Annotated in this window: 19 protein-coding genes and 1 pseudogene; 15 read left to right on the top strand and 5 right to left on the bottom strand. The window is 70.4% G+C overall.

Translation table 11 applies throughout. The features are described 5' to 3' along the window. The first annotated feature begins 10 nt into the window (after nucleotides 1–10). The 11 genes from nuoE (at nucleotide 11) to recQ (ending at nucleotide 15,227) form a co-directional block, all read left to right on the top strand. Nucleotides 11–832 carry an NADH-quinone oxidoreductase subunit NuoE gene (nuoE, locus tag ABZ622_RS02220; protein ID WP_360540238.1) on the top strand — a complete coding sequence of 274 codons (822 nt, stop codon included), beginning with the start codon at nucleotides 11–13 and terminating at the stop codon, nucleotides 830–832. Continuing rightward, the gene (gene nuoF / locus ABZ622_RS02215) at nucleotides 832–2,214 is read left to right on the top strand and encodes an NADH-quinone oxidoreductase subunit NuoF (RefSeq protein WP_350983100.1); all 1,383 of its coding nucleotides are present in this window, start codon (nucleotides 832–834) and stop codon (nucleotides 2,212–2,214) included. Before nuoE ends, nuoF begins: the two co-directional genes overlap by 1 nt. Next, nucleotides 2,211–4,718: an NADH-quinone oxidoreductase subunit G gene (locus tag ABZ622_RS02210; protein WP_360539442.1), complete on the top strand. Its 2,508-nt coding sequence runs from the start codon at nucleotides 2,211–2,213 to the stop codon at nucleotides 4,716–4,718. The genes nuoF and ABZ622_RS02210 overlap by 4 nt, the downstream gene beginning before the upstream one ends. Then, entirely contained in the window at nucleotides 4,715–6,118 is a 1,404-nt protein-coding gene (gene nuoH / locus ABZ622_RS02205) for an NADH-quinone oxidoreductase subunit NuoH (protein WP_360539440.1), read from the top strand. The genes ABZ622_RS02210 and nuoH overlap by 4 nt, the downstream gene beginning before the upstream one ends. After that, nucleotides 6,111–6,776, top strand: a complete 666-nt coding sequence (nuoI, locus tag ABZ622_RS02200) for an NADH-quinone oxidoreductase subunit NuoI (protein ID WP_360539438.1) — start codon at nucleotides 6,111–6,113, stop codon at nucleotides 6,774–6,776. Before nuoH ends, nuoI begins: the two co-directional genes overlap by 8 nt. Then, nucleotides 6,773–7,600: an NADH-quinone oxidoreductase subunit J gene (locus tag ABZ622_RS02195; RefSeq protein ID WP_360539436.1), complete on the top strand. Its 828-nt coding sequence runs from the start codon at nucleotides 6,773–6,775 to the stop codon at nucleotides 7,598–7,600. The genes nuoI and ABZ622_RS02195 overlap by 4 nt, the downstream gene beginning before the upstream one ends. Next, nucleotides 7,597–7,896, top strand: a complete 300-nt coding sequence (nuoK, locus tag ABZ622_RS02190) for an NADH-quinone oxidoreductase subunit NuoK (RefSeq protein WP_093543641.1) — start codon at nucleotides 7,597–7,599, stop codon at nucleotides 7,894–7,896. The genes ABZ622_RS02195 and nuoK overlap by 4 nt, the downstream gene beginning before the upstream one ends. A gap of 14 nt (nucleotides 7,897–7,910) precedes the next feature. After that, nucleotides 7,911–9,830 (top strand): NADH-quinone oxidoreductase subunit L, encoded by a 1,920-nt coding sequence (gene nuoL / locus ABZ622_RS02185; protein ID WP_360539434.1) that lies wholly within the window; start codon nucleotides 7,911–7,913, stop codon nucleotides 9,828–9,830. A gap of 5 nt (nucleotides 9,831–9,835) precedes the next feature. Continuing rightward, nucleotides 9,836–11,407: an NADH-quinone oxidoreductase subunit M gene (locus ABZ622_RS02180; RefSeq protein WP_360539432.1), complete on the top strand. Its 1,572-nt coding sequence runs from the start codon at nucleotides 9,836–9,838 to the stop codon at nucleotides 11,405–11,407. After that, nucleotides 11,404–13,068, top strand: coding sequence for an NADH-quinone oxidoreductase subunit NuoN (nuoN, locus tag ABZ622_RS02175; RefSeq protein ID WP_360539430.1), 1,665 nt, complete (start codon nucleotides 11,404–11,406; stop codon nucleotides 13,066–13,068). The genes ABZ622_RS02180 and nuoN overlap by 4 nt, the downstream gene beginning before the upstream one ends. Before the next feature lie 161 nt (nucleotides 13,069–13,229). Continuing rightward, nucleotides 13,230–15,227 carry a DNA helicase RecQ gene (gene recQ / locus ABZ622_RS02170; RefSeq protein ID WP_360540236.1) on the top strand — a complete coding sequence of 666 codons (1,998 nt, stop codon included), beginning with the start codon at nucleotides 13,230–13,232 and terminating at the stop codon, nucleotides 15,225–15,227. Between the two features lie 30 nt (nucleotides 15,228–15,257). Here recQ and ABZ622_RS02165 read toward each other — a convergent pair. The 5 genes and pseudogenes from ABZ622_RS02165 to ABZ622_RS02145 all read right to left on the bottom strand — a co-directional run. Further along, nucleotides 15,258–15,860: pseudogene (locus tag ABZ622_RS02165) on the bottom strand (Uma2 family endonuclease); the annotation flags it as partial. Between the two features lie 141 nt (nucleotides 15,861–16,001). Then, nucleotides 16,002–16,688 carry a GPP34 family phosphoprotein gene (locus ABZ622_RS02160; protein WP_360539428.1) on the bottom strand — a complete coding sequence of 229 codons (687 nt, stop codon included), beginning with the start codon at nucleotides 16,686–16,688 and terminating at the stop codon, nucleotides 16,002–16,004. Next, nucleotides 16,685–17,914, bottom strand: coding sequence for a fumarylacetoacetase (fahA, locus tag ABZ622_RS02155; protein ID WP_360539426.1), 1,230 nt, complete (start codon nucleotides 17,912–17,914; stop codon nucleotides 16,685–16,687). Before fahA ends, ABZ622_RS02160 begins: the two co-directional genes overlap by 4 nt. A gap of 148 nt (nucleotides 17,915–18,062) precedes the next feature. Continuing rightward, nucleotides 18,063–20,057 (bottom strand): CocE/NonD family hydrolase, encoded by a 1,995-nt coding sequence (locus ABZ622_RS02150; RefSeq protein WP_360539424.1) that lies wholly within the window; start codon nucleotides 20,055–20,057, stop codon nucleotides 18,063–18,065. Nucleotides 20,058–20,066: 9 nt separating this feature from the next. After that, nucleotides 20,067–21,566 (bottom strand): peptide MFS transporter, encoded by a 1,500-nt coding sequence (locus ABZ622_RS02145; protein WP_360539422.1) that lies wholly within the window; start codon nucleotides 21,564–21,566, stop codon nucleotides 20,067–20,069. A 156-nt stretch (nucleotides 21,567–21,722) separates the two neighbouring features. Here ABZ622_RS02145 and ABZ622_RS02140 point away from each other — a divergent pair, with 156 nt between their 5' ends. From ABZ622_RS02140 to ABZ622_RS02125, 4 genes are all read left to right on the top strand, one after another. Further along, nucleotides 21,723–22,733 (top strand): polyprenyl synthetase family protein, encoded by a 1,011-nt coding sequence (locus ABZ622_RS02140; RefSeq protein WP_360539420.1) that lies wholly within the window; start codon nucleotides 21,723–21,725, stop codon nucleotides 22,731–22,733. 216 nt (nucleotides 22,734–22,949) lie between these two features. Beyond that, nucleotides 22,950–24,230, top strand: coding sequence for a DUF2092 domain-containing protein (locus tag ABZ622_RS02135; RefSeq protein ID WP_360539418.1), 1,281 nt, complete (start codon nucleotides 22,950–22,952; stop codon nucleotides 24,228–24,230). A gap of 122 nt (nucleotides 24,231–24,352) precedes the next feature. Next, nucleotides 24,353–25,336: an ABC transporter ATP-binding protein gene (locus ABZ622_RS02130; RefSeq protein WP_360539416.1), complete on the top strand. Its 984-nt coding sequence runs from the start codon at nucleotides 24,353–24,355 to the stop codon at nucleotides 25,334–25,336. Between the two features lie 16 nt (nucleotides 25,337–25,352). Continuing rightward, nucleotides 25,353–26,240, top strand: coding sequence for an ABC transporter permease (locus ABZ622_RS02125; RefSeq protein WP_360539414.1), 888 nt, complete (start codon nucleotides 25,353–25,355; stop codon nucleotides 26,238–26,240). The last annotated feature ends 60 nt before the right edge of the window (nucleotides 26,241–26,300 follow it).

The raw sequence follows: 26,300 nt of genomic DNA, 5'->3' as shown, positions 1-26,300 counted from the left end.
CAGTCTGGGGATGCCGCAGCTCCCCGCCCCCGCCTACCCGGCCGAGGTGCGCGCCAGGCTCGAAGCGGACGCGAAGGAGGTGATCGCCCGCTACCCCGGCAGCCGCTCCGCCCTGCTTCCCCTGCTGCACCTGGTGCAGTCCGAGGAGGGCTACGTATCCCGTACCGGCATGGCGTTCTGCGCCGAGCTGCTCGGCCTCACCACCGCCGAGGTCACCGCGGTCGCCACCTTCTACACGATGTACCGGCGCAGGCCGAGCGGTGAATACCAGGTCGGCGTCTGCACCAACACGCTGTGCGCGGTGATGGGCGGCGACGCGATCTTCGACCGGCTCAAGGAGCACCTCGGCGTCGGCAACGACGAGACGACCGAGGACGGCAAGATCACCCTCGAACACATCGAGTGCAACGCGGCCTGCGACTTCGCCCCCGTGGTGATGGTCAACTGGGAGTTCTTCGACAACCAGACGCCCGAGAGCGCGACCCGCATGGTCGACGACCTGATCGCCGGGCGCACCGTCGAACCCACCCGCGGCGCCCCGATCTGCTCGTACAAGGAGACCGCCCGGATCCTGGCCGGCTTCCCCGACGAGCGCCCCGGCGCCGTCGAGGCGTCCGGCGGCGCGGGCCCCGCCTCGCTGATCGGCCTCCGCCTCGCCAAGGGCGAGGAGCCGCACCCGCGCGTCGTCGCCCCGCGCGGCGAGCGCCCTGGCGGCTCCCAGCCCCACGACCCGTCGCCGTCCGAGCACCTCAGCTCGCACGACGCACCGCAGCAGACCTCGGCCTCCGACCCGGACCACCCGGCCGGCCCGACAGCCGAGGAGGGGGAGTGATGACGTTGGCGACCGAGATCAACGACAACGGAAGCGGCAACGGGAACGGGGGCAGCCCCGAGAAGCTGCTCGCCCCCGTCCTCTCCGCCTTCTGGGACGAGCCGGAATCCTGGACCCTGGACACCTACCGCCGCCACGACGGATACGAGGGCCTGCGCAAGGCCCTCGCCATGGCTCCGGACGACCTCATCGCCTACGTCAAGGACTCCGGCCTGCGCGGCCGCGGCGGCGCGGGCTTCCCCACCGGGATGAAGTGGCAGTTCATCCCGCAGGGCGACGGCAAACCGCACTATCTGGTTGTCAACGCCGACGAATCGGAACCGGGCACCTGCAAGGACATCCCGCTCCTGTTCGCCAACCCGCACAGCCTCATCGAGGGCATCGTGATCGCCTGTTACGCGATCCGTTCGTCGCACGCGTTCATCTACTTGCGCGGTGAGGTCGTCCCCGTGCTGCGACGTCTGCACGAGGCCGTACGAGAGGCGTACGAGGCGGGCTATCTGGGGACGAACATCCTGGGCTCGGGGCTCGATCTGGAACTCACGGTGCACGCCGGTGCCGGCGCGTACATCTGTGGTGAGGAAACCGCGCTGCTCGACTCTCTCGAAGGACGGCGTGGCCAGCCCCGGCTGCGACCTCCCTTCCCCGCGGTCGCCGGTCTGTACGCCTGCCCCACTGTGGTGAACAACGTCGAGTCCATCGCCTCGGTTCCCGCGATCCTGAACCGGGGCAAGGACTGGTTCAAGTCGATGGGCAGCGAGAAGTCCCCGGGCTTCACGCTGTATTCGCTCAGCGGGCACGTCGCCGGCCCCGGCCAGTACGAGGCGCCGCTCGGCATCACCCTGCGCCAGCTGCTCGACATGAGCGGCGGCATGCGCCCCGGCCACCGGCTGAAGTTCTGGACCCCGGGCGGCTCGTCGACCCCGATGTTCACCGACGAGCACCTCGACGTACCGCTCGACTACGAGGGCGTCGGCGCCGCCGGATCCATGCTCGGCACCAAGGCGCTCCAGTGCTTCGACGAGACCACCTGCGTGGTGCGGGCCGTCACCCGCTGGACCGAGTTCTACGCCCACGAGTCCTGCGGCAAGTGCACGCCCTGCCGTGAAGGCACCTACTGGCTCGTCCAGTTGCTCCGCGACATCGAGGCGGGCAAGGGACAGATGTCCGACCTCGACAAGCTGAACGACATCGCCGACAACATCAACGGCAAGTCCTTCTGCGCCCTCGGCGACGGCGCCGCCTCGCCGATCTTCTCCTCGCTGAAGTACTTCCGCGAGGAGTACGAGCAGCACATCACGGGCAAGGGCTGCCCCTTCGATCCCGCCAGGTCGACCGTCTGGGCCGACGACAAGAACGCTCACCAGGGGGTGAACGCATGACAGTCACCACGAGTGCGCCCTCCGGGGGCGGCGAGGCGGCCATCCCGCCCGAGGACCTGGTCACGCTGACCATCGACGGCATCGAGATCAGCGTGCCCAAGGGCACCCTGGTCATCCGGGCCGCCGAACTCCTCGGCATCGAGATCCCGCGCTTCTGCGACCACCCGCTCCTCGACCCGGCCGGCGCCTGCCGCCAGTGCATCGTCGAGGTCGAGGGCCAGCGCAAGCCGATGGCGTCCTGCACCATCACCTGCACCGACGGCATGGTCGTCAGGTCGCAGCTCACCTCGCCGGTCGCCGAGAAGGCCCAGAAGGGTGTGATGGAGCTGCTGCTCATCAACCACCCGCTGGACTGCCCGGTCTGCGACAAGGGCGGCGAGTGCCCGCTGCAGAACCAGGCGATGTCGCACGGCGACGCGGACTCCCGTTTCGACGGCAAGAAGCGGACCTACGAGAAGCCCGTCGCGATCTCCACCCAGGTGCTGCTGGACCGTGAGCGCTGCGTGCTCTGCGCGCGCTGCACCCGGTTCTCCAACCAGGTGGCGGGCGACCCGATGATCGAGCTGATCGAGCGCGGCGCGCTCCAGCAGGTCGGTACCGGCGAGGGCGACCCGTTCGAGTCGTACTTCTCCGGGAACACCATCCAGATCTGCCCGGTCGGGGCGCTGACCTCGGCGGCGTACCGATTCCGCTCCCGCCCCTTCGACCTGGTCTCGTCGCCGTCGGTGTGCGAGCACTGCGCGGGCGGCTGCGCGACCCGCACCGACCACCGGCGCGGCAAGGTCATGCGGCGGCTCGCCGCCGACGACCCCGAGGTCAACGAGGAGTGGGTCTGCGACAAGGGCCGCTTCGGCTTCCGTTACGCGCAGCAGCGGGACCGGCTCACCACTCCTCTGGTACGCAACGCGGACGGCGTCCTGGAGCCCGCGGGCTGGCCCGAGGCGCTGGCCGCCGCGGCCGCGGGTCTGTCCGCCGCGCGCGGCCGGACCGGGGTGCTCACCGGCGGCCGGCTGACCGTCGAGGACGCCTACGCGTACAGCAAGTTCGCCCGGATCGCCCTGGACACCAACGACATCGACTTCCGGGCCCGGGTCCACAGCAGCGAGGAGGCCGACTTCCTGGCCGCCCGCGTGGCCGGGCGCGGCCGGGACCTGGACGGCACGGGAGTCACGTACACCTCGCTGGAGAAGGCCCCGACGGTGCTGCTGGTCGGGTTCGAGTCGGAGGAGGAGGCGCCCGGCGTCTTCCTGCGGCTGCGCAAGGCCAACCGCAAGCACGGGCAGCGCACGTTCGCCGTCGCCTCGCACGCCACCCGCGGTCTCGACAAGGCGGGCGGCACGCTGCTGCCCGCTGCCCCCGGCACCGAGACCGAGTGGCTGGACGCGATCGCGGGCGGTGTCGGCCTCGACGGCGACGGCGCCGCGGCGGCCGAGGCGCTGCGGAGCGAGGGCGCCGTGATCGTGGTCGGTGAGCGGCTGGCCGCGGTGCCGGGCGGGCTCACCGCCGCGGTACGCACGGCCACCGCGACCGGGGCCGCGCTGGTGTGGATCCCGCGCCGGGCCGGCGAGCGCGGCGCGGTGGAGGCGGGCGCGCTCCCGTCGCTGCTGCCCGGCGGCCGTCCGGCGACCGACCCGCGGGCCAGGGACGAGGTGGCGGCTGTCTGGGGCGTCGCCGAACTCCCGTCCCGCTTCGGCCGCGACACCGACCAGATGGTCGAGGCCGCGGCCACCGGCGAACTGGCCGCGCTGGTCGTCGCCGGGGTCCAGACCGTGGACCTGCCGGACCCGGCACGGGCCCTGGAGGCCCTGGACCAGGTCGGCTTCCTGGTCTCCCTGGAGCAGCGGCCCAACGAGGTCACCGAGCGCGCCGACGTGGTGTTCCCGGTCGCCGCGGTGGCCGAGAAGTCCGGCACCTTCCTCAACTGGGAGGGCCGGGCGCGGATGTTCGAGGCCGCGCTGAAGCCCGAGCAGATGACGCGCGCGCTCGCGCCGGGCGACGCCCGGGTGCTGCACATGCTGGCCGACACCATGGACGTCCACTTCGCGCTGCCGGACCTGAAGTCCGTACGGCGTGAGCTGGACCGGCTCGGCGGCTGGAGCGGTACGCACGCCACCGACCCGAACGAGCCGGCCCGGCCGCTGCCCAGGCCCGGCGACGGCGAGGCGGTCCTCGCGGGCCACCGGATGCTGCTCGACCTGGGCCGGCTCCAGGAGGGCGACGAGGCGCTGGCCGGCACCCGGCACGCCGCGGTCGCCCGGCTGTCCGCCGCGACCGCCGCCGAGACGGGTGTGAAGGACGGCGATCTGCTGGCCGTCACCGGCCCGGCGGGCAGCGCCGCATTCCCGCTGAAGGTCACGGACATGCCGGACCGGGTGGTCTGGGTGCCGCTGAACTCCGCCGGGCGGGGAGTGCCGGCCGACACCGGTGCCCGGCCCGGCGGTCTGGTCCGGATCGGCCCCGCCGCACCGGGTACTCCCGACGTCACACCGGAGGTGGGGGCGTGACTGCCTTCGCTCAACTGGCCGCGGCACCGCACAGTGCCGTACTCGCCGCCGAGGATCTGTCGATGTTCGGCACCGACCCGTGGTGGCTCGTCGTCATCAAGGCGGTGTTCTGTTTCGCGTTCCTGATGGTGACCGTGCTCTTCTCCATCGTGTGGGAGCGCAAGGTCGTCGCCTGGATGCAGCTGCGCATCGGACCCAACCGGCACGGTCCCTGGGGCATGCTCCAGTCGCTCGCCGACGGCATCAAGCTGATGCTGAAGGAGGACCTGGTCGTCAAGCGGGCCGACAAGGTCGTGTACGTGCTCGCGCCGATCGTCGCGGCCATCCCGGCCTTCATGGCGATCGCCGTGATCCCGTTCGGCCCGTCCGGCAACGAGGTCTCGATCTTCGGCCACCGCACCACGATGCAGCTCACCGACCTGCCGATCGCGATGCTCTACATCCTCGCGGTCGCCTCGGTCGGGATCTACGGCATCGTGCTGGCCGGCTGGTCGTCCGGATCGACGTACCCGCTCCTGGGCGGTCTGCGCTCCTGCGCGCAGATGATCAGCTACGAGATCGCCATGGGCGCCGCGTTCGCCTCGGTCTTCCTCTACTCCGGGTCGATGTCGACATCGAAGATCGTGGAGGCGCAGCAGGACCGCTGGTTCATCCTGCTGCTGCCGGTCTCGTTCATCATCTACATCGTCACGATGGTCGGCGAGACCAACCGCGCCCCGTTCGACATGCCGGAGTCCGAGGGCGACCTGGTCGGCGGCTTCAACACCGAGTACTCCTCGATCAAGTTCGCGATGTTCATGCTCGCCGAGTACGTCAACATGGTCACCGTCTCCGCGGTCGCCACGACCCTGTTCCTGGGCGGCTGGCGGGCCCCGTGGCCGATCAGCACCTTCTGGGAGGGCGCGAACCACGGCTGGTGGCCGATGCTCTGGTTCGTCGTCAAGGTCCAGCTGCTGCTGTTCTTCTTCATCTGGCTGCGCGGCACGCTGCCCCGGGTCCGTTACGACCAGCTGATGAAGCTCGGCTGGAAGGTCCTGATCCCGGTCTCCGTGGTCTGGCTGATGCTGGTCGCGACGGTGCGGGCGCTGCGCAACGAGGGCTACGACTTCTCGAAGATCGTGCTGTACGTGGCCGGGGCCGTGATCGCGATCCTGCTGATCTCCTTCGTCGTCGACATCTTCCGCGACAAGAAGGGCCGGGCCGTCGAGGCGGAGGCCGGACCGGAGCCGGCGTTCGACCCGATGGCGGGCGGATTCCCGGTGCCGCCGCTGCCCGGACAGACCCTGCCGCCGGTGCCGCGCCGCAGGCCGCGGGGCGAGCGGGAGCTCGTTGTCAGTGGCGGGTCGGATACTCAGAGTGACGGAAATTCGAGTGACGGAAAGGAGGCCGACGGTGTCTGAGTCACCAGAGTCCTCGGGGACTTCGGGAGCCTCGGGGTCCTCGGGGTCCTCGGAGGAGAAGTTCCAGAACCCCGTCGCCGGCTTCGGCGTGACCTTCAAGGCCATGTTCAAGAAGCGGCTGACCGAGCAGTATCCGGAAACGCCGAAGGTGACGGCGCCGCGCTTCCACGGCCGGCACCAGCTCAACCGTCACCCGGACGGTCTGGAGAAGTGCGTCGGCTGCGAGCTGTGCGCCTGGGCCTGCCCGGCGGACGCGATCTACGTCGAGGGCGCGGACAACACCGAGGAGGAGCGCTACTCCCCGGGTGAGCGCTACGGCCGCGTCTACCAGATCAACTACGCGCGCTGCATTCTCTGCGGACTGTGCATCGAGGCCTGCCCGACCCGGGCGCTGACGATGACCAATGAGTTCGAGCTCGCCAACACCACTCGCGAGAGCCTCATCTACACCAAGGACGAGCTGCTCGCGGGCCTGGAGGAGGGCATGGTCGACACCCCGCACGCGATCTTCCCCGGGATGGACGAACAGGACTACTACCGGGGCCTCGTCACCGAGGCGGCGCCCGGTACGGAGCCCCAGATCGCCGTCTCCAAGGGTGAGAAGCCGGCCGACGGGCACAGCGAGAACAACGGCTCGGCGCAGGAGGTGGGCGCATGACCGGCCTGGCCGCCGCGGCCTTCCAGACCTCGACCGGCGAGGCCGTCCAGTTCTGGGTGCTCGGCATCGTCGCCGTGATCGGCGCGCTGTCCACCGTACTGATGAAGAAGGCCGTGCACAGCGCGCTGAGCCTCGCCGGGACCATGATCGTCCTGGCGGTGTTCTACCTCGCCAACGGCGCCTATTTCCTGGGCATCGTCCAGATCGTCGTCTACACCGGCGCGATCATGATGCTGTTCCTCTTCGTGGTCATGCTCGTCGGTGTCACCGCGGCCGACTCGCTGAAGGAGACCCTGAAGGGCCAGCGCTGGCTGGCCGCGGGCTGCGGGCTCGGCTTCGGCGTCCTGTTGATCGCCGGCATCGGCAACGCCTCGCTCACCAGCTTCAACGGGCTCGGCACCGCCAACACCGAGCACGGCGGAAACGTGGAGGGGCTGGCCAGCCTCATCTTCACCAAGTACGTCTTCGCCTTCGAGATCACCGGCGCCCTGCTGATCACGGCGACGGTCGGCGCGATGGTGCTCACCCACCGGGAGCGCACCGAACGGGCCAAGAACCAGCGGGAGATGTCCGAGGAGCGCGTACGCGGCAAGCAGCTCCCGCCGCTGCCCGCGCCCGGTGTCTACGCCCGGCACAACGCCGTGGACATCCCGGGTCTGCTCCCGGACGGCACGCCTTCCGAGCTCACCGTCATGCAGACGCTGCGCAACCGCGGTCAGATCCGCGATGTCTCGAACGAGTCGCTGGACCAGCTCAAGGCGCTGGAGCAGCGCTCCGGGGAACGGCTCGGCCGTGACAACGAAGAAGAGGAGGTCGCCAAGTGAATCCGGTCAACTACCTCTATCTCGCAGCCCTGCTGTTCACCATCGGCGCGGCCGGGGTGCTGATCCGGCGGAACGCGATCGTGGTGTTCATGTGCGTGGAGCTGATGCTCAACGCCTGCAACCTCGCGTTCGTGACCTTCTCCCGGATGCACGGCAATCTCGACGGCCAGATCATCGCCTTCTTCACGATGGTCGTCGCCGCGGCGGAGGTCGTGGTCGGGCTCGCGATCATCGTGTCGGTGTTCCGTTCCCGCCACTCGGCCTCGGTCGACGACGCCAGCCTGATGAAGCTGTAAGGGGACGTTGAATCGTGGAGAACCTGATCGCGCTGCTCGTCGCGGCGCCCCTGCTCGGAGCGGCGGTCCTGCTCTGCGGCGGCCGACGGCTGGACCGCGCCGGACACTGGGTCGGCACCCTGCTCGCCGCCGCGTCGTTCGTCATCGGTGTCGTGCTCTTCCTCGACATGCTGGGGAAGGGCGCGGAGGACCGGGCGCTGCACCAGAAGCTGTTCAGCTGGATCCCGGTCGAGGGCTTCCAGGCCGATGTGGCCTTCCAACTGGACCAGTTGTCGATGACGTTCGTGCTGCTGATCACCGGTGTGGGCACCCTGATCCACATCTACTCGATCGGCTACATGGAGCACGACGAGCGCCGGCGCCGTTTCTTCGGCTATCTGAACCTGTTCCTCGCGGCGATGCTGATCCTGGTCATCGCCGACAACTACCTGCTGCTGTACGTCGGGTGGGAGGGCGTCGGTCTGGCGTCGTACCTGCTCATCGGCTTCTGGCAGCACAAGCCCAGCGCGGCCACCGCCGCCAAGAAGGCGTTCCTGGTCAACCGCGTCGGCGACATGGGCCTGTCGATCGCGATCATGCTGATGTTCACCACCTTCGGCACCTTCGCCTTCGGCCCGGTCCTCGAAGCGACGGGGGAGACGAGCGAGGGCAAGCTGACGGCGATCGGCCTGATGCTGCTGCTCGCGGCCTGCGGCAAGTCGGCCCAGGTGCCGCTGCAGTCCTGGCTCGGTGACGCGATGGAGGGCCCGACCCCGGTCTCGGCCCTCATCCACGCCGCGACCATGGTGACCGCGGGCGTCTACCTCATCGTCAGGTCCGGCGCGATCTTCAACGCCGCGCCGGACGCGCAACTGGTCGTCGTGATCGTCGGAGCGGTCACACTGCTCTTCGGTGCGATCGTCGGTTGCGCGAAGGACGACATCAAGAAGGCCCTCGCCGGGTCGACGATGTCGCAGATCGGCTACATGATCCTGGCCGCCGGGCTCGGCCCGATCGGCTATGTCTTCGCGATCATGCACCTGGTGACGCACGGCTTCTTCAAGGCCGGGCTCTTCCTCGGCGCCGGTTCGGTCATGCACGGCATGAACGACGAGGTCGACATGCGGAAGTTCGGCGGCCTGCGGAAGTACATGCCGGTCACCTTCATCACCTTCGGCCTCGGCTACCTGGCGATCATCGGCTTCCCCGGTCTGTCCGGCTTCTTCTCCAAGGACAAGATCATCGAGGCGGCCTTCGCCAAGGGCGGCACCGAGGGCTGGATCCTCGGCTCGGTGGCCCTGCTGGGCGCCGCGATCACCGCGTTCTACATGACGCGGGTGATGCTGCTGACGTTCTTCGGCGAGAAGCGCTGGCAGCCCACAGCGTCTGATAGCGGCTCCGCCGCGGGGTCGGGCCACGAGCCGCATCCGCACGAGTCCCCGAAGTCGATGACCATCCCCATGATCATCCTGGCGTTCGGTTCGGTCTTCGCCGGAGGCTTCTTCTCCATCGGTGACCGCTTCCTCAACTGGCTGGAGCCGGTCACCGGCCACAGCCACGGACACGCCCCGGTCAGCGCCACGACCGTCACCGCCGCCACCATGGTGGTGCTCGTCATCGGCGTCGCCATCGCCTGGGCGATGTACGGACGCAAGCCCGTGCCCGTCGTCGCCCCGCGCGGCTCGCTGCTCACCCGGGCCGCCCGCCGCGATCTCCTCCAGGACGACTTCAACCACGTGGTCCTGGTCCGCGGCGGCGAGCACCTCACCCGCTCCCTGGTGTACGTCGACCACACCCTGGTCGACGGCGTCGTCAACGGCACGGCGGCCTCGATGGGCGGACTCTCCGGCCGGCTGCGCAAGCTGCAGAACGGCTACGCCCGCTCCTACGCGGTCTCGATGTTCGGCGGTACAGCGATTGTCATCGCCGCGACCCTGCTGATGAGGGCGGTCTGATCACCATGTCCTTTCCCCTCCTGACAGCGACGGCGGCGCTCCCGGCGATCGGCGCGGTCGCCACCGCCGCCGTCCCGGCCGCCCGGCGCACCACCGCCAAATGGCTGGCGCTGGTCTTCTCGCTCGCCACCCTCGTCCTGGCGGGCATCGCGCTCGCCCGCTTCGAGCCCGGCGGCGACCGCTACCAGCTCACCGAATCGCACGCCTGGATCAAGGACTTCGGCGTCCGGTACGAACTGGGCGTGGACGGCATCGGGGTGGCGCTCATGGCGCTCACCGCCCTGCTGATCCCCTTCGTCATCCTGGCCGGCTGGCACGACGCCGACCCCCTGGAGACGAAGTCCTCGCGCTGGCGCCCGACCCAGGGCTTCTTCGCCCTGATCCTGATGGTCGAGGCGATGGTGATCCTCTCCTTCGAGGCCACCGACGTCTTCCTCTTCTACATCCTCTTCGAAGCCATGCTCATCCCGATGTACTTCCTCATCGGCGGCTTCGGGGACCGGGCGCACGCCGGCAGCGACGAGAACGCGGCGGCGCAACGCTCCTACGCCGCGGTGAAGTTCCTGCTCTACAACCTGGTCGGCGGGCTCATCATGCTGGCCGCAGTGATCGGGCTCTATGTGGTCGCGGGGACGTTCTCGCTCTCCGAGATCGCCGAGGCCCGCGCCAACGGCTCGCTCTCCATGGCGACCGGCACCGAGCGCTGGCTATTCCTCGGGTTCTTCTTCGCCTTCGCGGTGAAGGCCCCGCTGTGGCCGCTGCACACCTGGCTGCCCAACGCGATGGGCGAGGCGACCTCCCCGGTCGCCGTCCTGATCACCGCGGTCGTCGACAAGGTCGGCACGTTCGCGATGCTCCGCTTCTGCCTCCAGCTCTTCCCGGAGGCCAGCAAGTGGGCGACGCCGGTGATCATCGTCCTGGCGCTGATCAGCATCGTGTACGGGGCGCTGCTCGCCGTCGGCCAGCGCGACATCAAGCGCCTGATCGCCTACGCGTCGATCTCGCACTTCGGCTTCATCATCCTGGGCATCTTCGCGATGACCAGCCAGGGCCAGTCCGGCGCCACGCTCTACATGGTCAACCACGGGATCTCGACCGCCGCGCTGATGCTGGTGGCGGGCTTCCTGATCACCCGGCGCGGTTCGCGGCTCATCGCCGACTACGGCGGGGTGCAGAAGGTGGCGCCGATCCTGGCCGGCACCTTCCTGATCGGCGGTCTGGCCACCCTGTCGCTGCCCGGACTCGCCCCGTTCGTCAGTGAGTTCCTGGTCCTGGTCGGCGCGTTCAGCGCGTACCCGGCGGCGGGCATCGTCGCCACGACCGGCATCGTGCTCGCCGCGCTCTACGTCCTCGTCCTCTACCAGCGGACGATGACCGGCCCGGTGAAGGCCGAGGTCCAGGGCATGGCGGACCTCAAGGTCCGGGAGCTGGTGGTGGTCCTCCCGCTGATCGCGCTGCTGCTCTTCCTGGGGGTCTATCCGAAGCCGCTGACGGAGATCGTCAACCCGGCGGTGCAGCACACCATGTCGGACGTCCAGAAGAAGGACCCCCAGCCTGAGGTGGAGGCCGCCAAGTGAGCGCAACAGCTGTCCACAGCCTGTGGACAATGGCGGGCGGGGTGACATCGGCCGCCCCGGTCGAGAAGTTCAAGGCACCGGTCATCGAGTACACCCAGCTGGCCCCGGTCCTCATTGTGATCGGTGTCGCCGTCGTGGGCGTACTCGTCGAGGCCTTCGTGCCGCGCCGGGCCCGTTATTACACGCAGGTCTTCCTCACGGTCGTCGCCCTGGCCGCCGCGTTCGCCGCAGTCGTCGGACTGGCGGCCGGCGGATACGGCACGACGAAGGCGCACATCGCCGCGATGGGCGCCATCGCGATCGACGGGCCGACGCTCTTCCTGCAGGGCACCATCCTGCTGACCTCACTGGTCGCTGTCTTCACTTTCGCCGAACGTCGGCTCGACCCCGCCGCGCACGGCAAGCATGTCGACTCCTTCGCCGCCCAGGCCGCCTCGGTCCCCGGCAGCGACAGCGAGAAGGCCGCGGTCAAGGCCGGCTTCACCACCACCGAGGTCTTTCCGCTGGTCCTCTTCTCGGTGGCCGGCATGCTGGTCTTCCCCGCGGCCAACGATCTGCTGACGCTCTTCGTGGCCCTGGAGGTCTTCTCCCTCCCGCTCTACCTCCTGTGCGCCGTCGCCCGCCGCAAGCGGCTGATGTCGCAGGAGGCCGCGGTGAAGTACTTCCTGCTCGGTGCCTTCTCCTCGGCGTTCCTGCTCTTCGGGATCGCCCTGCTCTACGGGTACGCGGGCTCCGTCTCGTACGCGGCCATCGCCGACGTGGTCGACGGCGCCGTCACGAAGATCGATCCCGCGCTCGCCGACACCATGGGCAACGACGCGCTGCTCCTGATCGGCGGCGCGATGATCCTGACCGGGCTGCTCTTCAAGGTCGGCGCCGTCCCGTTCCACATGTGGACCCCGGACGTCTACCAGGGCGCCCCGACCCCGGTCACCGGCTTCATGGCCGCGGCCACCAAGGTCGCCGCGTTCGGCGCGCTGCTGCGTCTGCTGTACGTGGTGCTGCCGGGCCTCGCCTGGGACTGGCGTCCGGTCATGTGGGCCGTCGCGATCGTCACGATGCTGGGCGGTGCGATCGTCGCCATCACCCAGACCGACATCAAGCGGCTGCTGGCCTACTCCTCGATCGCCCACGCCGGATTCATCCTCGCCGGTGTGATCGCCACGACCCCGGACGGCATCTCGTCGGTCCTCTTCTACCTGGGCGCGTACTCCTTCGTGACGGTCGGCGCGTTCGCCGTCGTCACCCTGGTGCGCGACGCGGGCGGCGAGGCGACGCATCTGTCGAAGTGGGCCGGACTCGGCCGGCGCTCGCCGCTGGTCGCCGCGGTCTTCGCGGTGTTCCTGCTGGCCTTCGCCGGTATCCCGCTCACCTCCGGGTTCTCCGGAAAGTTCGCCGTGTTCAAGGCGGCGGCGGACGGCGGCGCGGGCGGACTGGTCGTGGTCGGTGTGATCTCCTCGGCGATCGCCGCGTTCTTCTACATCCGGGTCATCGTGCTGATGTTCTTCAGCGAGCCGAAGGCGGACGGCCCCACGGTCGCCGTCCCGTCGCCGCTGACGATGACGACGATCGCGGTGGGTGTCGCGGTCACGCTGGTGCTGGGGCTGGCCCCGCAGTACTTCCTGGACCTGGCGAGCCAGGCGGGAGTCTTTGTGAGGTAGCGCACTGACGCACAGCAGCGACCGCCGCCGGACGGGCTTGAGAAGTCAAGCCCGTCCGGCGTTGTCGTACGCGGCGCCTATCGTGGCAGGGGACGGCGGCAACACGGACCAGAGCGGGACGGACCCGGGGGACAGAGCAGATGGGCACGACGGGCGGGACCATGGATGTGACCGAGAGCGACGCACGGCGGACGCTGCACAAGGTATTCGGGTACGACGCGTTCCGCGGCGAGCAGGAAGCGATCGTCGACCATGTGGTGGCCGGCGGCGACGCCGTCGTGCTCATGCCGACCGGCGGCGGCAAGTCCCTCTGCTACCAGATCCCCGCCCTGGTCAGAGCGGGTACGGGCATCGTCGTCTCGCCCCTGATCGCCCTGATGCAGGACCAGGTGGACGCGCTGCGGGCGCTCGGCGTCCGGGCCGGCTTCATCAACTCCACGCAGGACTTCGACGAGCGCCGCTCGATGGAGGCCCAGTTCGTCGCCGGTGAGCTCGACCTGCTCTACCTGGCCCCGGAGCGGCTCCGCCTGGACTCCACGCTCGCACTGCTCTCGCGCGCCGAGATCTCCGTCTTCGCGATCGACGAGGCGCACTGTGTCGCCCAGTGGGGCCACGACTTCCGCCCGGACTATCTGACCCTCTCCGTCCTCGGCGAGCGCTGGCCCGACGTGCCGCGCATCGCCCTGACGGCGACCGCGACCGACGCGACGCACCAGGAGATCACCCAGCGTCTGGGCATGCCCGACGCCAAGCACTTCGTCGCCAGTTTCGACCGGCCCAACATCCAGTACCGGATCGTGCCGAAGGCCGACCCGAAGAAGCAGCTGCTCTCCTTCCTCAAGGACGAGCACGCCGGGGACGCGGGCATCGTCTACTGCCTCTCGCGCAACTCGACGGAGAAGACCGCCGAGTACCTCTGCCGCAACGGCATCGAGGCCGTCCCGTACCATGCGGGGCTCGACGCGGGCACCCGCGCCGTCCACCAGTCCCGGTTCCTGCGCGAGGAGGGCCTGGTCGTCGTCGCGACCATCGCCTTCGGCATGGGCATCGACAAGCCCGACGTACGCTTTGTCGCCCACCTCGACCTGCCGAAGTCCGTCGAGGGCTACTACCAGGAGACCGGCCGCGCCGGCCGTGACGGGCAGCCGTCCACGGCCTGGATGGCTTACGGACTCCAGGACGTCGTCCAGCAGCGCAAGCTCATCCAGGGCGGCGAGGGCGACGAGGCGTTCCGCCGCCGCGCCGCCTCCCACCTGGACTCGATGCTTGCCCTGTGCGAGACGGTGCGCTGCCGCCGCGCCCAGCTCCTGACGTACTTCGGCCAGGAGCCCGCCACGACGGACTGCGGCAACTGCGACACCTGCCTCACCCCGCCCGAGAGCTGGGACGGCACGGTGGCCGCGCAGAAGCTGCTGTCGACCGTGGTGCGGCTGAAGCGGGAGCGCGGGCAGAAGTTCGGCGCGGGCCAGATCATCGACATCCTGCTCGGCCGCAAGACGGCCAAGGTCATCCAGTTCGACCACGACCAGCTCTCGGTCTTCGGCATCGGCGAGGAGCTGGCCGAGGCTGAATGGCGGGGCGTCGTACGACAGTTGCTCGCCCAGGGGCTGATCGCGGTCGAGGGCGAGTACGGCACGCTGGTGCTCACCGAGGAGAGCGGCTCCGTGCTCGGCCGGCAGCGCGAGGTGCTGCTGCGCAAGGAGGCGCCGAAGCCCGCGTCGCGTGCCACGAAGGCCGAACGCAAGTCGAAGTCGCAGGCGGCAGTCGCCGAGCTGACCCCCGAGGCCGTCCCGGTCTTCGAGGCGCTGCGGGCCTGGCGGGGCGCCCAGGCGAAGGAGCAGGGCGTCCCGGCGTACGTCATCTTCCACGACGCGACCCTGCGCGAGATCGCCACGGTCCGGCCGGACTCGGTGTCCGGGCTGGGCGGGATCAGCGGCCTGGGCGAGAAGAAGCTGGCGACGTACGGGGAGGGGGTGCTGGAGGTGCTGGCTTCGCTCGGGGAGGCGGGCCCGGTGGCGGAGACCCCGGCCCCCGAAGCCGGCCCCGCACCGGCCCAGAAGACCCCGGCGGCCCCGGCCCTGAAAGTCGTACCGGCTCCGGCGGCCCCCGAAGCCGACCCCGAATTCGGCTGGGACGAGGAGCCGCCCGAGTACGAGTGAGTACGGGTTGGGGCGGCCGGACCTACTGCGCGGGTCCGCCGCCCGGCGGCGAGTGGTGATCGCGGTGAGGTCGAGATCGACCGGGAAGGGGACGGAGACCTTCATCCGGTCGTGGAAGATGCCGGTGGAGGTGTAGGCCCCGGTCGACGGCTCCAGCTCGAAGACGTAGACCACCACCCGGTCGTCGTGGTTCTCCACCCGCCAGAAGTGGGGGATCTTCGCCCGCGCGTACTTCACGGGCTTGGTCTCCCGGTCCCGGGTCAGGGATTCCGGGGAAACGACCTCGATGGCCAGTTGCACGGACTCGGCGGGGAAGCGGGTCTGATCCAGGTCCTGGACGACCTCACCGTCCACGACGACCACATCGGGCTCGGGCCGGTTGTAGCGGTCGATGTCGATGGTGAACCGGGCCGCCACCTCAAGGCCGTGCGGCACCAGCGACTGCAGCCACCCGCTGAAGAAGCTGATCGCCCGTGAGTGGAACACGGCCTGCGGACACTGGAAGACCAGGCTCGCGTCGAGCAGCTCCGTGTGCGGAGGCAGATTCGGGAGTGTGTCCAGGTCATCGGCGGTCCAGCCGCCCACGGGCGGGACCGCCCACCGGGGCTCGGGGGCCTCGGGCTCGACGCTCATCGGTTCTTTCACACCGCCGAGCCTCGCGGGACTCTCCGGCGCCACCGCCGGAACGGGACCGGGCTCACCCGAACGTGTGAACGACCCTCACGCCGCTGACCAGCGGGTTTCCGGGGGCGATCCCAGGCCCGCCGGTCCCCCTCAGTCGCCCCCGGAGGACCCGCCCCCGCTGCTGAGGTGGCTTCTGCGTCTCCGGTTCGCCCGGTCCTGGCGGACGTTCCGGTGCACCGCTTCCGCGGTCCACTCCTCGGTCACCAGGTTGTACATCGCCCAACGCTGCCGCAGGCCGCCCCGGGCCACCTCGCCCGACAGGCCGATCGCCGAGACCAGGGCGGCCAGGGTGCGGCTGCGCGGGTCCGGGAAGCCGGCGGCCTCGGCGGACGTGAAGCGGTCGCGGACGGTGAGCGGCAGGGCCGGGTCCGCCGCCGGGTGCCGGTGGTACGGCAGCAGGCCGAGGAAGCGGTGGGTCTCCCTGCGCAGGACCGAGCGGTGCACCAGGTGTTCCAGGCACAGTTCCTGGACGTACCGGCCGGTCTGCCGGACCCACCGCCGGGTGTCGGTGTCGCCCGCGGGCCAGCCCGTGCCCGGGGCCGACAGGCTCCCCAGGACCTGGGCGAGCAGCGGGTCCGCGGGAGCGAGCGGGTTCAGCACCCGTATCCGGCCACCCTGCCCGGTGACCCGGCCCTGCAACTCCAGTTCCTTCAGGACCGCGCCGGCCGTCCCGTACTCCAGGAAACGACCGGAGCACCGCGGCTTGCCGCGCAGCGGGTCCAGGGCGAGCAGCAGCAGTTCCTCGGGGAGCGTGAGTTCCGGGGCGGGCTGGGTCATGACGCGGGCACGATCCGCCCCGTGACCTCGCCGAGGCCCACCCGGGTGCCGTCCGGCCCCGGCGCCCAGGCGGTCATCGTCACCGTGTCGCCGTCCTCCAGGAAGGTGCGCTTGCCGTCCGGGAGGTCCAGCGGGTCGCGGCCGTTCCAGGTCAGTTCCAGGAGAGAGCCGCGCTGTCCGGGCTCGGCGCCGCTGACCGTGCCGGAGCCGTACAGATCGCCGGTGCGCAGCGAAGCCCCGTTCACCGTCATCTGGGCCAGCATCTGGGCCGCCGTCCAGTACATCGTGGCGAACGGCGGCTCGGCGACCACCTGTCCGTTGATCGCGACGGAGATCCGCAGGTCGAGGCCGCCGGCCTCGTCCTCGTCGGCGTCCTCCAGATAGGGGAGCAGCGGGAAGTCGCGGGCCGGGGGCGCGATGCGGGCCGACTCCAGGGCCTCCAGCGGTGTCACCCAGGCCGATACGGAGGTGGCGAAGGACTTGCCGAGGAACGGGCCGAGCGGCACGTACTCCCAGGCCTGGATGTCCCGCGCCGACCAGTCGTTGAGCAGGCAGAGCCCGAAGACGTGGTCGCGGAAGTCGCCGAGCGGGACCGGGCGGCCCTGCTCGGAGCCCACGCCGACGACGAAGCCGACCTCGGCCTCGATGTCCAGCTTCACGGAGGGACCGAAGACCGGGGCCGGGTCGGCCGGTGCCTTGCGCTGGCCGGACGGGCGCACCACGTCGGTGCCGGAGACCACGACGGTGCCGGACCGGCCGTGGTAACCGATCGGGAGGTGCTTCCAGTTGGGCGTCAGCGCCTCGGCGTTCGGCCGGAAGATCTGTCCGACGTTGGTGGCGTGGTTCTCGCTCGCGTAGAAGTCGACGTAGTCCGCGACCGCGTACGGCAGGTGGAGCGTCACGGCGTCGATGGGGTGCAGCAGGGGTTCGACGTCCGCGCGGTGGGCGGGGACCGTCACCCACGCGGTCAGCGCCCGCCGGACGTCCCGCCAGGCGGTGCGGCCGGCCGACAGCAGCGCGGTGAGGTCCGGCTGCGCGAGGAGCTGCGCGTAGGGCGAGCCGAGTGCGTACGCCGCCGCTCCGGCGTCCAGTACGTGGTTGCCGATGCGGACGCCGACCCGGCGGTCCTCGGGGTGATCGGGGGTGGAGAACACTCCGTAGGGAAGGTTGTGCGGACCGAAGGGGTCGCCCTCGGCCAGATCGAGCGGGCTGCTCTGCTCGGGCATGTGTTGCTGCCTCGCTTTCCAGGTCGCTTGGGGGACACGTTACGTCGGCGCCGCCTGCTCGCGGGAGAGCCCCAACTGCCCGTGATGCCCGGAAAGTTCCGCCGTGCCCCGGTGTCGGGGCACGGCGGTGGGCGGAGGCGGGGTGTCGTCAGCCCGCCGTGCGCGGGATCCGCTTCTCCCAGGTGCGGTGGAAGACGACCTCGCCGCCCTCCTTGCAGACCACCTCGTTGGAGGTGATGAAGTCGGTGTCGTCCGCACCGATCTCCGAGCGGGTCTCCACCCGTACGTCCCACGCCATCTCCGGCCGGTGCAGCCGGATCGCCCAGTCGGAGCGGGTGCGTGCGGAGAGCGGGTCGTTCTCCTGGATCGTGTACGTCTCCAGGGCGTCCTCGGTGAACTCCAGGCCGTCCGGGTAGACGCGGGTGCCGCCATAGCGCGGGTCGACCTCCAGCCGCCATTCGCCCTTGGCGACATCGCGGACCACCAGCCGTTCCGGGCGCTGTTCGTCGAGCGTCACCGGGTACACGACGCCGAGCGGCTCCGACTGCTCCGGCTCCTCGAACCGGATCGCCGGATCCTGGACGGGCCGGCGCACCGGCAGTTCGACGAGGCTGCCGTCGGCGTCCAGGGTGAAGCCCACCGAACCGGCCTGCGGCCAGATCCACGGCCAGTACGAGGAGGAGATCGCGAGCCTGATCCGGTGGCCGGGCGGGAAGGTGTGCCCGATGCCGTTCAGCTCGAAGGCCACGTCCTCGGTGGCGCCCACCGGCCAGTCCTCCGCGCGGTCGCGGCCATGGCGGGCGGACAGGTTGAGCGCGCCCCGGGTGACCAGGGTGGAGGAGCCGTCCGGTGCCACGTCGCAGAGCCGGGCGATCGCCTGGCCGCGCGGTACGTCCATCCGGATCCGCAGCTTCACCCGGGGGCGGCCCAGGATCTCGATGGGCGCGCCCTCGACCGGGAACTCGAAGCAGACCGACTTGGCGTCCTCGTCGCGCTGGTCGGGCGGCAGGTCGGCGTCGTTGCCGAACGGGAAGAACCGGCCGGCGTCCAGCCCGGTCTGCTGCGGCGAGTCGACGATCTGCGGGCCGCCGCCGAGGGCGTACGCGACCGGCGCGATGTCCGGGGAGGGCCAGCTGTTCTCGCCGGCCCAGCGGCCCGGCAGCGTCTCGTACACCGTCGCGGGACGGTGCGACTCGCTGATCCAGGCCCGCAGCAGCGGCTCGGCCATGACCCCGGTGTCCTTGTCCTTCAGGTGCTGGTCCCACCAGCGCAGCGTCTCCTGGAGGAAGCCGATCGACGGCCCCGGCGGCAGCCCGCGGTCCGGGTACTGATGCGACCACGGCCCGATCAGCCCGCGTACCTTTCCGGGGTCCAGGTGCTCGACCAGCCGAAGGACGGTGTCGCGGTACGGGTCGTGCCAGCCGCCCACCGCGAGGACGTTCGCCCGGATCGCGGAGTAGTCCTCGCAGACACTGCCGTGCTTCCAGTAGTCGTCGCGGGTCTGGTGCGCCAGCCAGGTGTGGATGAAGGGGTCCACGGTCTCCAGCCGCTCCAGCCACATGTCCTTCCAGCTGTCGCCGACCTGCGCCGGGTCCGGCGGCCGGGAGACGAAGGCGAGCATGGTGGCCGCCCAGGCGTGCATGTCGACGCCGAGCACCGAGCCGCCCATGTAGTGGACGTCGTTGTCGTAGCGGTCGTCGGTCGAGCAGACGGTGACGACGGCCTTCAGCGGCTCCGGGGCCAGCGCGGCGATCTGGAGCGAGTTGAAGCCGCCCCACGAGATGCCGAACATGCCGACCCGGCCGGAGCACCAGGGCTGCTGGGCCAGCCAGTGGACGACGGCGACGCCGTCCGCCAGCTCCGTCGCGTCGTACTCGTCACCCGGAAGGCCCTCGCTGTTGCCGTGTCCGCGCACGTCCACCCGGACGGAGGCGTAGCCGTGGCCCGCGTACCAGGGGTGGCGCTGCCAGTCCCGCGGCGCCGTCCAGTCGCTCAGCCGGTAGGGCAGGTATTCGAGGAGCGCGGGCACCGGCTCGTCGGTGACGGGCCGCCAGATCCGGGCGTACAGCCGGGTGCCGTCCGGCAGCGGGATGCGTACGTCCTCATGGGTGGTTTCGTACGGGAATGCGGTGCGGATGTGCATGGGGGTACCTCAGTGGACGGGGTGCATGGTGCGTTTGAGCCAGGGTGCGGCGGCGATGACGGCCACACCGGCCACCACCGCGATCGCGCCATTGACACCGAAGTAGGCGGGGTTGGAGACCTCGCCGTACAGCTTCACGACCTGGGCCTGGATGCCGTTGGCGAGGGCCAGCGAGAGGAACCAGAGCGCCATCGTCTGGCTGGCGAACGCCTTCGGGGCGAGCTTGGTGGTCGCGGACATGCCGGAGGTCTCCAGCAGGATGTCGCCGAGACCGAGCAGCAGGTACGAGCCGACGATCCACCAGGCGGCCATCTTGTAGGTGTCTCCGGAGTGCCCGGAGGTCGGCAGCACCATCAGCAGGAAGGACAGCCCACCGAGGATCACCCCGATCGCGATCTTGTTGGAGGCGTGCGGCTGGCGCGGGCCCATCCGGGCCCAGACGGTGGCGACCACCGGGGCGAGCGCCACCTCGAAGGCACCGAGCGCGGAGGCGTACCAGCTCGCCGGGAAATGGAAACCGAAGATCTCGGTACGGGCGTTGGTCGACGCGAGCAGCATCATCGTCGAGTACGCCTGGAAGAGGATGAAGTTGAAGACGACGGAGGCCAGGAACAGCACCACGTACGGGCGCAGCCTGCCGCGCTCCTCCGAGGTGACCTGCGGGCTGCGGAACATCACCGCGAAGTAGACGACCGGTGCGATCACCGAGATCAGGGTGAGCAGGTCGACGAAGCGGTCCATGGTCAGCCAGCCCGCCAGGGCGAGCGCGGTGGCGACGGCGGCGACCACGACGGCGCCGAGGGCGATCAGCCGAATGGCGCGGCGCATGGGTGCCGGTGCGAGGGCGAATTCGGCGCTGTGCTTTCGCCCGGCCAGGTGACGCCGGCCCAGTACGTACTGGATCAGACCGAGCGTCATGCCGAAGGCGGCGGCCGAGAAGCCCCAGTGCCAGCTCGCGTGGTCCCCGAGCCAGCCGGTGACCAGCGGGCCGAGGAACGCGCCGATGTTGATGCCCATGTAGTAGAGGGCGAAGCCGGCGTCGCGGCGCTCGTCGTCGGTGCGGTAGAGCTTGCCGACCATGGTGGCCACATTGGGCTTGAGCAGACCGGTTCCGGCGCTGATCAGACCGAGGCCGACCCACGTCATGGTGTCGGTGGGCACCGCCATGGCGTAATGCCCGCAGGCGATGAGGATTCCGCCGTACAGGACGGCGCGGTAGGAGCCGAGGATCCGGTCGGCCAGCCAGCCGCCGGCGACGGAGACCAGGTAGACCAGGGTGCCGTAGGCGGCCGAGACGGAGGCCGCGGTGCCCGGCTCCATGCCCATGCCGCCGCGGGCGACGGTGTCTGCGAAGTAGAGAACCAGGATCGCCTGCATGCCGAGGAACGAGAACCGTTCCCAGACCTCCAGGCCGGACAGGGTCATCAGCCCCCGCGGCTGGCCGAAAAAGGCATGGTCGTCTTCGGGTGGCGGCTGACTCGGTTCGGTGTCGGTGGCCGTGTGGGACAAAGGGAGAACTCCTGATCGTATGAGCTGATCCCGAACATACCGGCGGTGGCGGGAAGGCGCCCACGGTGATCCAAAGGGGACCGGATACGCTGAGTTGAGTGATGACAGCGACACATCGACATTCCGTGTGATCGTCAGCAGACAGGAGATCCCCTCGTGACCGTCGTCGAGCCGTTCGGGCTGAGCGCGCGGGACCAGGCACTTGAGGCCGATGTCCAGGCCGGGTTGGCTGCTGTCGAGTCCGGGCTGCTCGATGCGACCAAGAGCGGCGTGCCCTTCATCACGGAGGCCGCGCAGCATCTCGTACGCGCCGGGGGCAAGCGATTCCGGCCGCTGCTGGCGATGCTGGCCGCCCAGTTCGGCGACCCGGACGCGCCGGGCGTCGTGCCCGCGGCCGTCGTCGTCGAGCTGACGCATCTCGCGACGCTCTACCACGACGACGTGATGGACGAGGCGGACGTGCGCCGCGGCGTGGACAGCGCCAACAGCCGCTGGGGCAACTCGGTGGCCGTGCTGACCGGCGACTTCGTCTTCGCCCGCGCCTCGCACATACTGGCCGACCTCGGCCCGGAGGCCGTACGCATCCAGGCGGAGGCGTTCGAGCGGCTGGTCACCGGTCAGATCCTGGAGACCGCGGGGCCGGCCGAGGGCGTCGCCCCGGTCGAGCACTACCTGGAGGTGCTGCGTGGCAAGACCGGCTCGCTGGTCGCGGTGGCCTGCCGGTTCGGCGCGATGATGGCCGGGGCCGACGAGACCGCGGTCGACATCCTCACCCAGTACGGGGAGCGGCTCGGCGTCGCCTTCCAGCTCGCCGACGACGTGCTCGACATCGCCTCCGACTCCCACGAGTCCGGCAAGACCCCGGGCACCGACCTGCGCGAGGGCATCCCGACGCTCCCCGTGCTCCACCTGCGGGCGCAGGCGCTGGCCGAGGGGAAGCCGGACGACCTGGAGCTCGTCGAACTGCTCGACGGCGACCTCAGCGACGACGCCCGGCACGCCGAGGCGCTGCGCAGGCTGCGCGCCCACCCGGCGCTGGAGCAGGCCAAGCGGGACACCGTCCGCTACGCGGAGGAGGCGCGCGCCACGCTGACCCCGCTGCCCGAGGGCTACGCCAAGTCCGCGCTGCGCGAGCTGTGCGACGCGGTGGTGCACCGCGCGGGCTGAGCCCCGTAGTGGCCACCCCTGACGAACGGGGTAGGGCCCGTCCCGCGGTGTCATACCGAAGAGGTACGCGGAGTTGCTCCCGGGGGCTGACGCTTCCGAGCCACCGGTTTGGTCAGATGGAGAACAACCACTCCTGACCAAACCGGGTGAGAATGGCGGCACGGAGTGGACGAGTGCAACCGGACGGAAGCCGCCGACCACGGAGGTAGGGCACAGATGGCACCGAACGACAGCGCAGAGACCAACGGCGGGAGCAACGGCGGGACCAGGGGCACCGCCGCCGGCCGCCGCAAGGCGGCGCGCTACATCGTCCCGGTCGCGGTGGCGGGTGTAGCGGCCGCGACGATCGGGCTCGTCCCGGCGCTCGCGAGCAGCGGCGACCCCGATCTGCCGAAGATCGGCGCACAGGAACTCATCGAGAAGATCGCCGCCTCGGACACCGAGCAGTTCTCCGGCACGGTGAAGATCAGCACGGACCTCGGCATCCCGTCGCTCGGCGGGCTGGCCGAATCCTTCGCCCCGGGCGGCGCGGGCGGCAAGGGCGGCGCCGGCGCCGACCCGCAGGAGCGGATGACGGAACTGGCGTCCGGCACCCACACCCTCCGGGTGGCCGCCGACGGCCCCGACAAGCAGCGCGTCTCGATCCTGGACGACGCGTCCGAGTACAGCCTGATCCACAACGGCGACCAGGTCTGGGCGTACGACAGCAAGTCCGACCAGGCGTACCACGCCACCGAGGACCGGGCGGGCAAGGACGCCGGCCGGGACGCCGGGAAGAAGTCCGGGCACCCCGTTCCCGAGGGCGTGCCCACCACCCCGAAGGCACTCGCCGAGCAGGTGCTGAAGGCCGCCGGCCCCACCACGTCGGTGACGGTCGGCGGCACCGCGCAGGTCGCCGGACGCGACGCGTACAAGCTGGTCGTCAAGCCGAAGCAGAGCGGCTCCACGATCGGTTCGGTCACGGTCGCGGTCGACGCGGCGAACGGTGTGCCGCTGAAGTTCACGATGCTCCCGAGCAGCGGCGGCAAGGCCATCGTCGACGCCGGGTTCACCAAGGTCGACTTCTCGAAGCCGGACGCCTCCTCGTTCACGTTCACCCCGCCCAAGGGCACCGAGGTGACCGAGGCCGACGACGCGAAGGCGGAGCACAAGGCCGGCAAGGGCCTCGGCGACCTGATCCCGGGCGCCGACGCCGCACAGCTGGGCGCCGGTGGGAAGGACGCCGGGAACACGAAGATCATCGGCGAGGGCTGGAGCACGATCGCTGAGATCACCACCCCGGGCGGCACCGGAATCCCGTCGAAGGCGTCGGGCGACGCCCCGGCCGGGGCCCAGCAGTTCCTGGACGCGCTGGGCGACAAGGTCAGCGGAAAGTTCGGCTCGGGCACCGTCTTCAAGACCCGCCTGGTCAATGCCCTGATGACGGACGACGGCAAGGTGTACGTCGGCGCGGTCACGAAGGACGCGCTGGTCAAGGCGGCGAACAGCGCCTCCTGAAGCCGGGGCGCGCCCGCGCTTTCCCGCACCGCTCACCCGCCCCGCCGTACGCTCCGTACGGTGGGGCGGTCCGCCATCACCCGTCCGGCGGACGGGCCCCGCCCGACCCATGGGGAGTACGCATGACAGAGTCCGGGACCGTGACCGAGCCGCGGGCGGTCACCGAGCCCGGGGCCGTGATCGAGACACGGGGCCTCACCAAGCGGTACCGCGGCGGCCAGCTCGCCGTCGACGGCCTCGACCTCAGCGTCCCCGGCGGCAGCATCTTCGGCTTCCTCGGCCCCAACGGCTCGGGCAAGACCACCACCATCCGGATGCTGATGGGCCTGATCGACCCGACGTCCGGCACCGCCCGGCTCCTGGGCCGGCCCGTGCCGGCCGCCGCCCGCACCGTGCTCCCGCAAGTCGGCGCGCTGATCGAGGGGCCCGCGCTGTACGGCTTCCTGAGCGGCCGGGACAATCTGCTGCGGTACGACTCCGCCGACCCGACCGCCGATCCGCGCACCCGCCGCTCCCGGGTGGAGCAGGCGCTGGACCGGGTCGGGCTGGCCGCGGCGGCCGGCAAGAAGGCCAGGGCGTACTCGCTGGGCATGAAACAGCGCCTGGGACTCGCCGCCGCGCTGCTCCAGCCGCGCCGGCTGCTCGTACTCGACGAGCCGACCAACGGCCTGGACCCGCAGGGCATGCGGGAGATCCGCACCCTGGTCAGGGAACTGGCGGCGGACGGCACCACCGTCTTCCTCTCCTCGCACCTCCTCGACGAGATCGAACAGGTCTGTACGCACGCCGCGGTGATGGCCAGGGGACGGCTGCTCACCCAGGGCCCGGTCGCGGAACTGGCGGCGGGCGCCCGCGGCCGACTGGCCGTCACCACCCCCGACCCCGGCGACGCCGCCCGGGTCCTCAAGGAACTGGGCGTCACCGGAATCACAGCCGACGGCGACCGGGTGAGCGCCGAGGCCCCGCCGGGCGACGTCGAACTCGCCGACCTCAGCGCGGCGCTGGTCCACGCCGGCGTACGCCTGAGGTCCTTCGGCGTCGAACGTGCCTCGCTGGAGGACGCCTTTGTCGCACTCACCGGAGAGGGTTTCGATGTCGCGGGCTGAAGCCGAGAGGGTTTCGATGTCGGAGGCCGATGCCGCGGTCGCCGCGGCGGGAAGGACGCCGAGCCCGCTGTGGACCTTCGGGATCCTCCGCTCAGAACTGACCACCACGCTGCGCCGCTGGCGCACCCTCGCACTGCTCGGCGTGCTGGCCGCCGTGCCCGTACTGATCGGCATCGCGGTGCGGATCGAGACGGGCGACGGCTCCTCGCCCGGACCGGGCGGCGGCGGGGGAGGCCCGGCGTTCCTCTCCCAGGTCACCAACAACGGGCTCTTCCTGGTCTTCGCCGCCCTCGCGGTGACGCTCCCGGTCTTCCTGCCGATGGCCGTCGGGGTCGTCGCGGGCGATTCCGTCGCGGGCGAGGCGAACGCGGGCACCCTGCGCTATCTGCTGGTCGCCCCGGCGGGACGCACCAGGCTGCTGCTGACGAAGTACGCCTCGGTACTGGTGTTCTGCCTGGTGGCGACCCTGGTCGTGGCCCTGTCCGCGCTGGTCGTGGGCCTGCTGCTCTTCCCGGCCGGAGAGGTCACCACCATCTCGGGGACCCGGATCGGCTTCGGCGAGGGGCTGCTGCGGGCCGGGCTGATCGCGGTGGTGGTCGCGGCGTCACTGATCGGGTTCGCGGCGATCGGCCTGTTCGTCTCGACCCTCACCGGCAGCGGCATCGCGGCCATGGCGGCGACCGTCGGGCTGCTGATCACCGTGCAGATCGTGGACGGCATCCCGCAGTTGAGCGCGATGCACCCGTATCTCTTCCCGCACTACTGGATGTCGTACGCGGATCTGCTGCGCGCCCCCGTCTACTGGGACGAAGTGGTCAAGAACCTGGGGCTTCAGGGCTTGTACGCGGCAGTGTTCGGCTCAGCGGCCTGGGCCCGGTTCACCACGAAGGACATCACCGCCTGACACGGGGACGCCCCGGTGCACGGGGTGCAACGCCCGCCCGCGCCGTCGGCCGGGCGAGCC

Source organism: Streptomyces sp. NPDC007164 (assembly GCF_040634135.1).
Lineage (GTDB): Bacteria > Actinomycetota > Actinomycetes > Streptomycetales > Streptomycetaceae > Streptomyces > Streptomyces sanglieri.
Note: the sequence above shows the minus strand (reverse complement) of the source record. Positions and strands in the feature narration are given on the sequence as shown.

Excerpts from the sequence above, each read along its gene's own strand:
- ABZ622_RS02180 (WP_360539432.1), top strand. The coding sequence starts at position 9,836 with ATGTCCTTTCCCCTCCTGACAGCGACGGCGGCGCTCCCGGCGATCGGC.
- nuoF (WP_350983100.1), top strand. The coding sequence starts at position 832 with ATGACGTTGGCGACCGAGATCAACGACAACGGAAGCGGCAACGGGAAC.
- ABZ622_RS02210 (WP_360539442.1), top strand. The coding sequence starts at position 2,211 with ATGACAGTCACCACGAGTGCGCCCTCCGGGGGCGGCGAGGCGGCCATC.
- ABZ622_RS02160 (WP_360539428.1), bottom strand. The coding sequence starts at position 16,688 with ATGACCCAGCCCGCCCCGGAACTCACGCTCCCCGAGGAACTGCTGCTG.
- nuoE (WP_360540238.1), top strand. The coding sequence starts at position 11 with ATGCCGCAGCTCCCCGCCCCCGCCTACCCGGCCGAGGTGCGCGCCAGG.
- fahA (WP_360539426.1), bottom strand. The coding sequence starts at position 17,914 with ATGCCCGAGCAGAGCAGCCCGCTCGATCTGGCCGAGGGCGACCCCTTC.
- recQ (WP_360540236.1), top strand. The coding sequence starts at position 13,230 with ATGGATGTGACCGAGAGCGACGCACGGCGGACGCTGCACAAGGTATTC.
- ABZ622_RS02195 (WP_360539436.1), top strand. The coding sequence starts at position 6,773 with ATGACCGGCCTGGCCGCCGCGGCCTTCCAGACCTCGACCGGCGAGGCC.
- ABZ622_RS02130 (WP_360539416.1), top strand. The coding sequence starts at position 24,353 with ATGACAGAGTCCGGGACCGTGACCGAGCCGCGGGCGGTCACCGAGCCC.
- ABZ622_RS02135 (WP_360539418.1), top strand. The coding sequence starts at position 22,950 with ATGGCACCGAACGACAGCGCAGAGACCAACGGCGGGAGCAACGGCGGG.
- ABZ622_RS02150 (WP_360539424.1), bottom strand. The coding sequence starts at position 20,057 with ATGCACATCCGCACCGCATTCCCGTACGAAACCACCCATGAGGACGTA.
- ABZ622_RS02125 (WP_360539414.1), top strand. The coding sequence starts at position 25,353 with ATGTCGGAGGCCGATGCCGCGGTCGCCGCGGCGGGAAGGACGCCGAGC.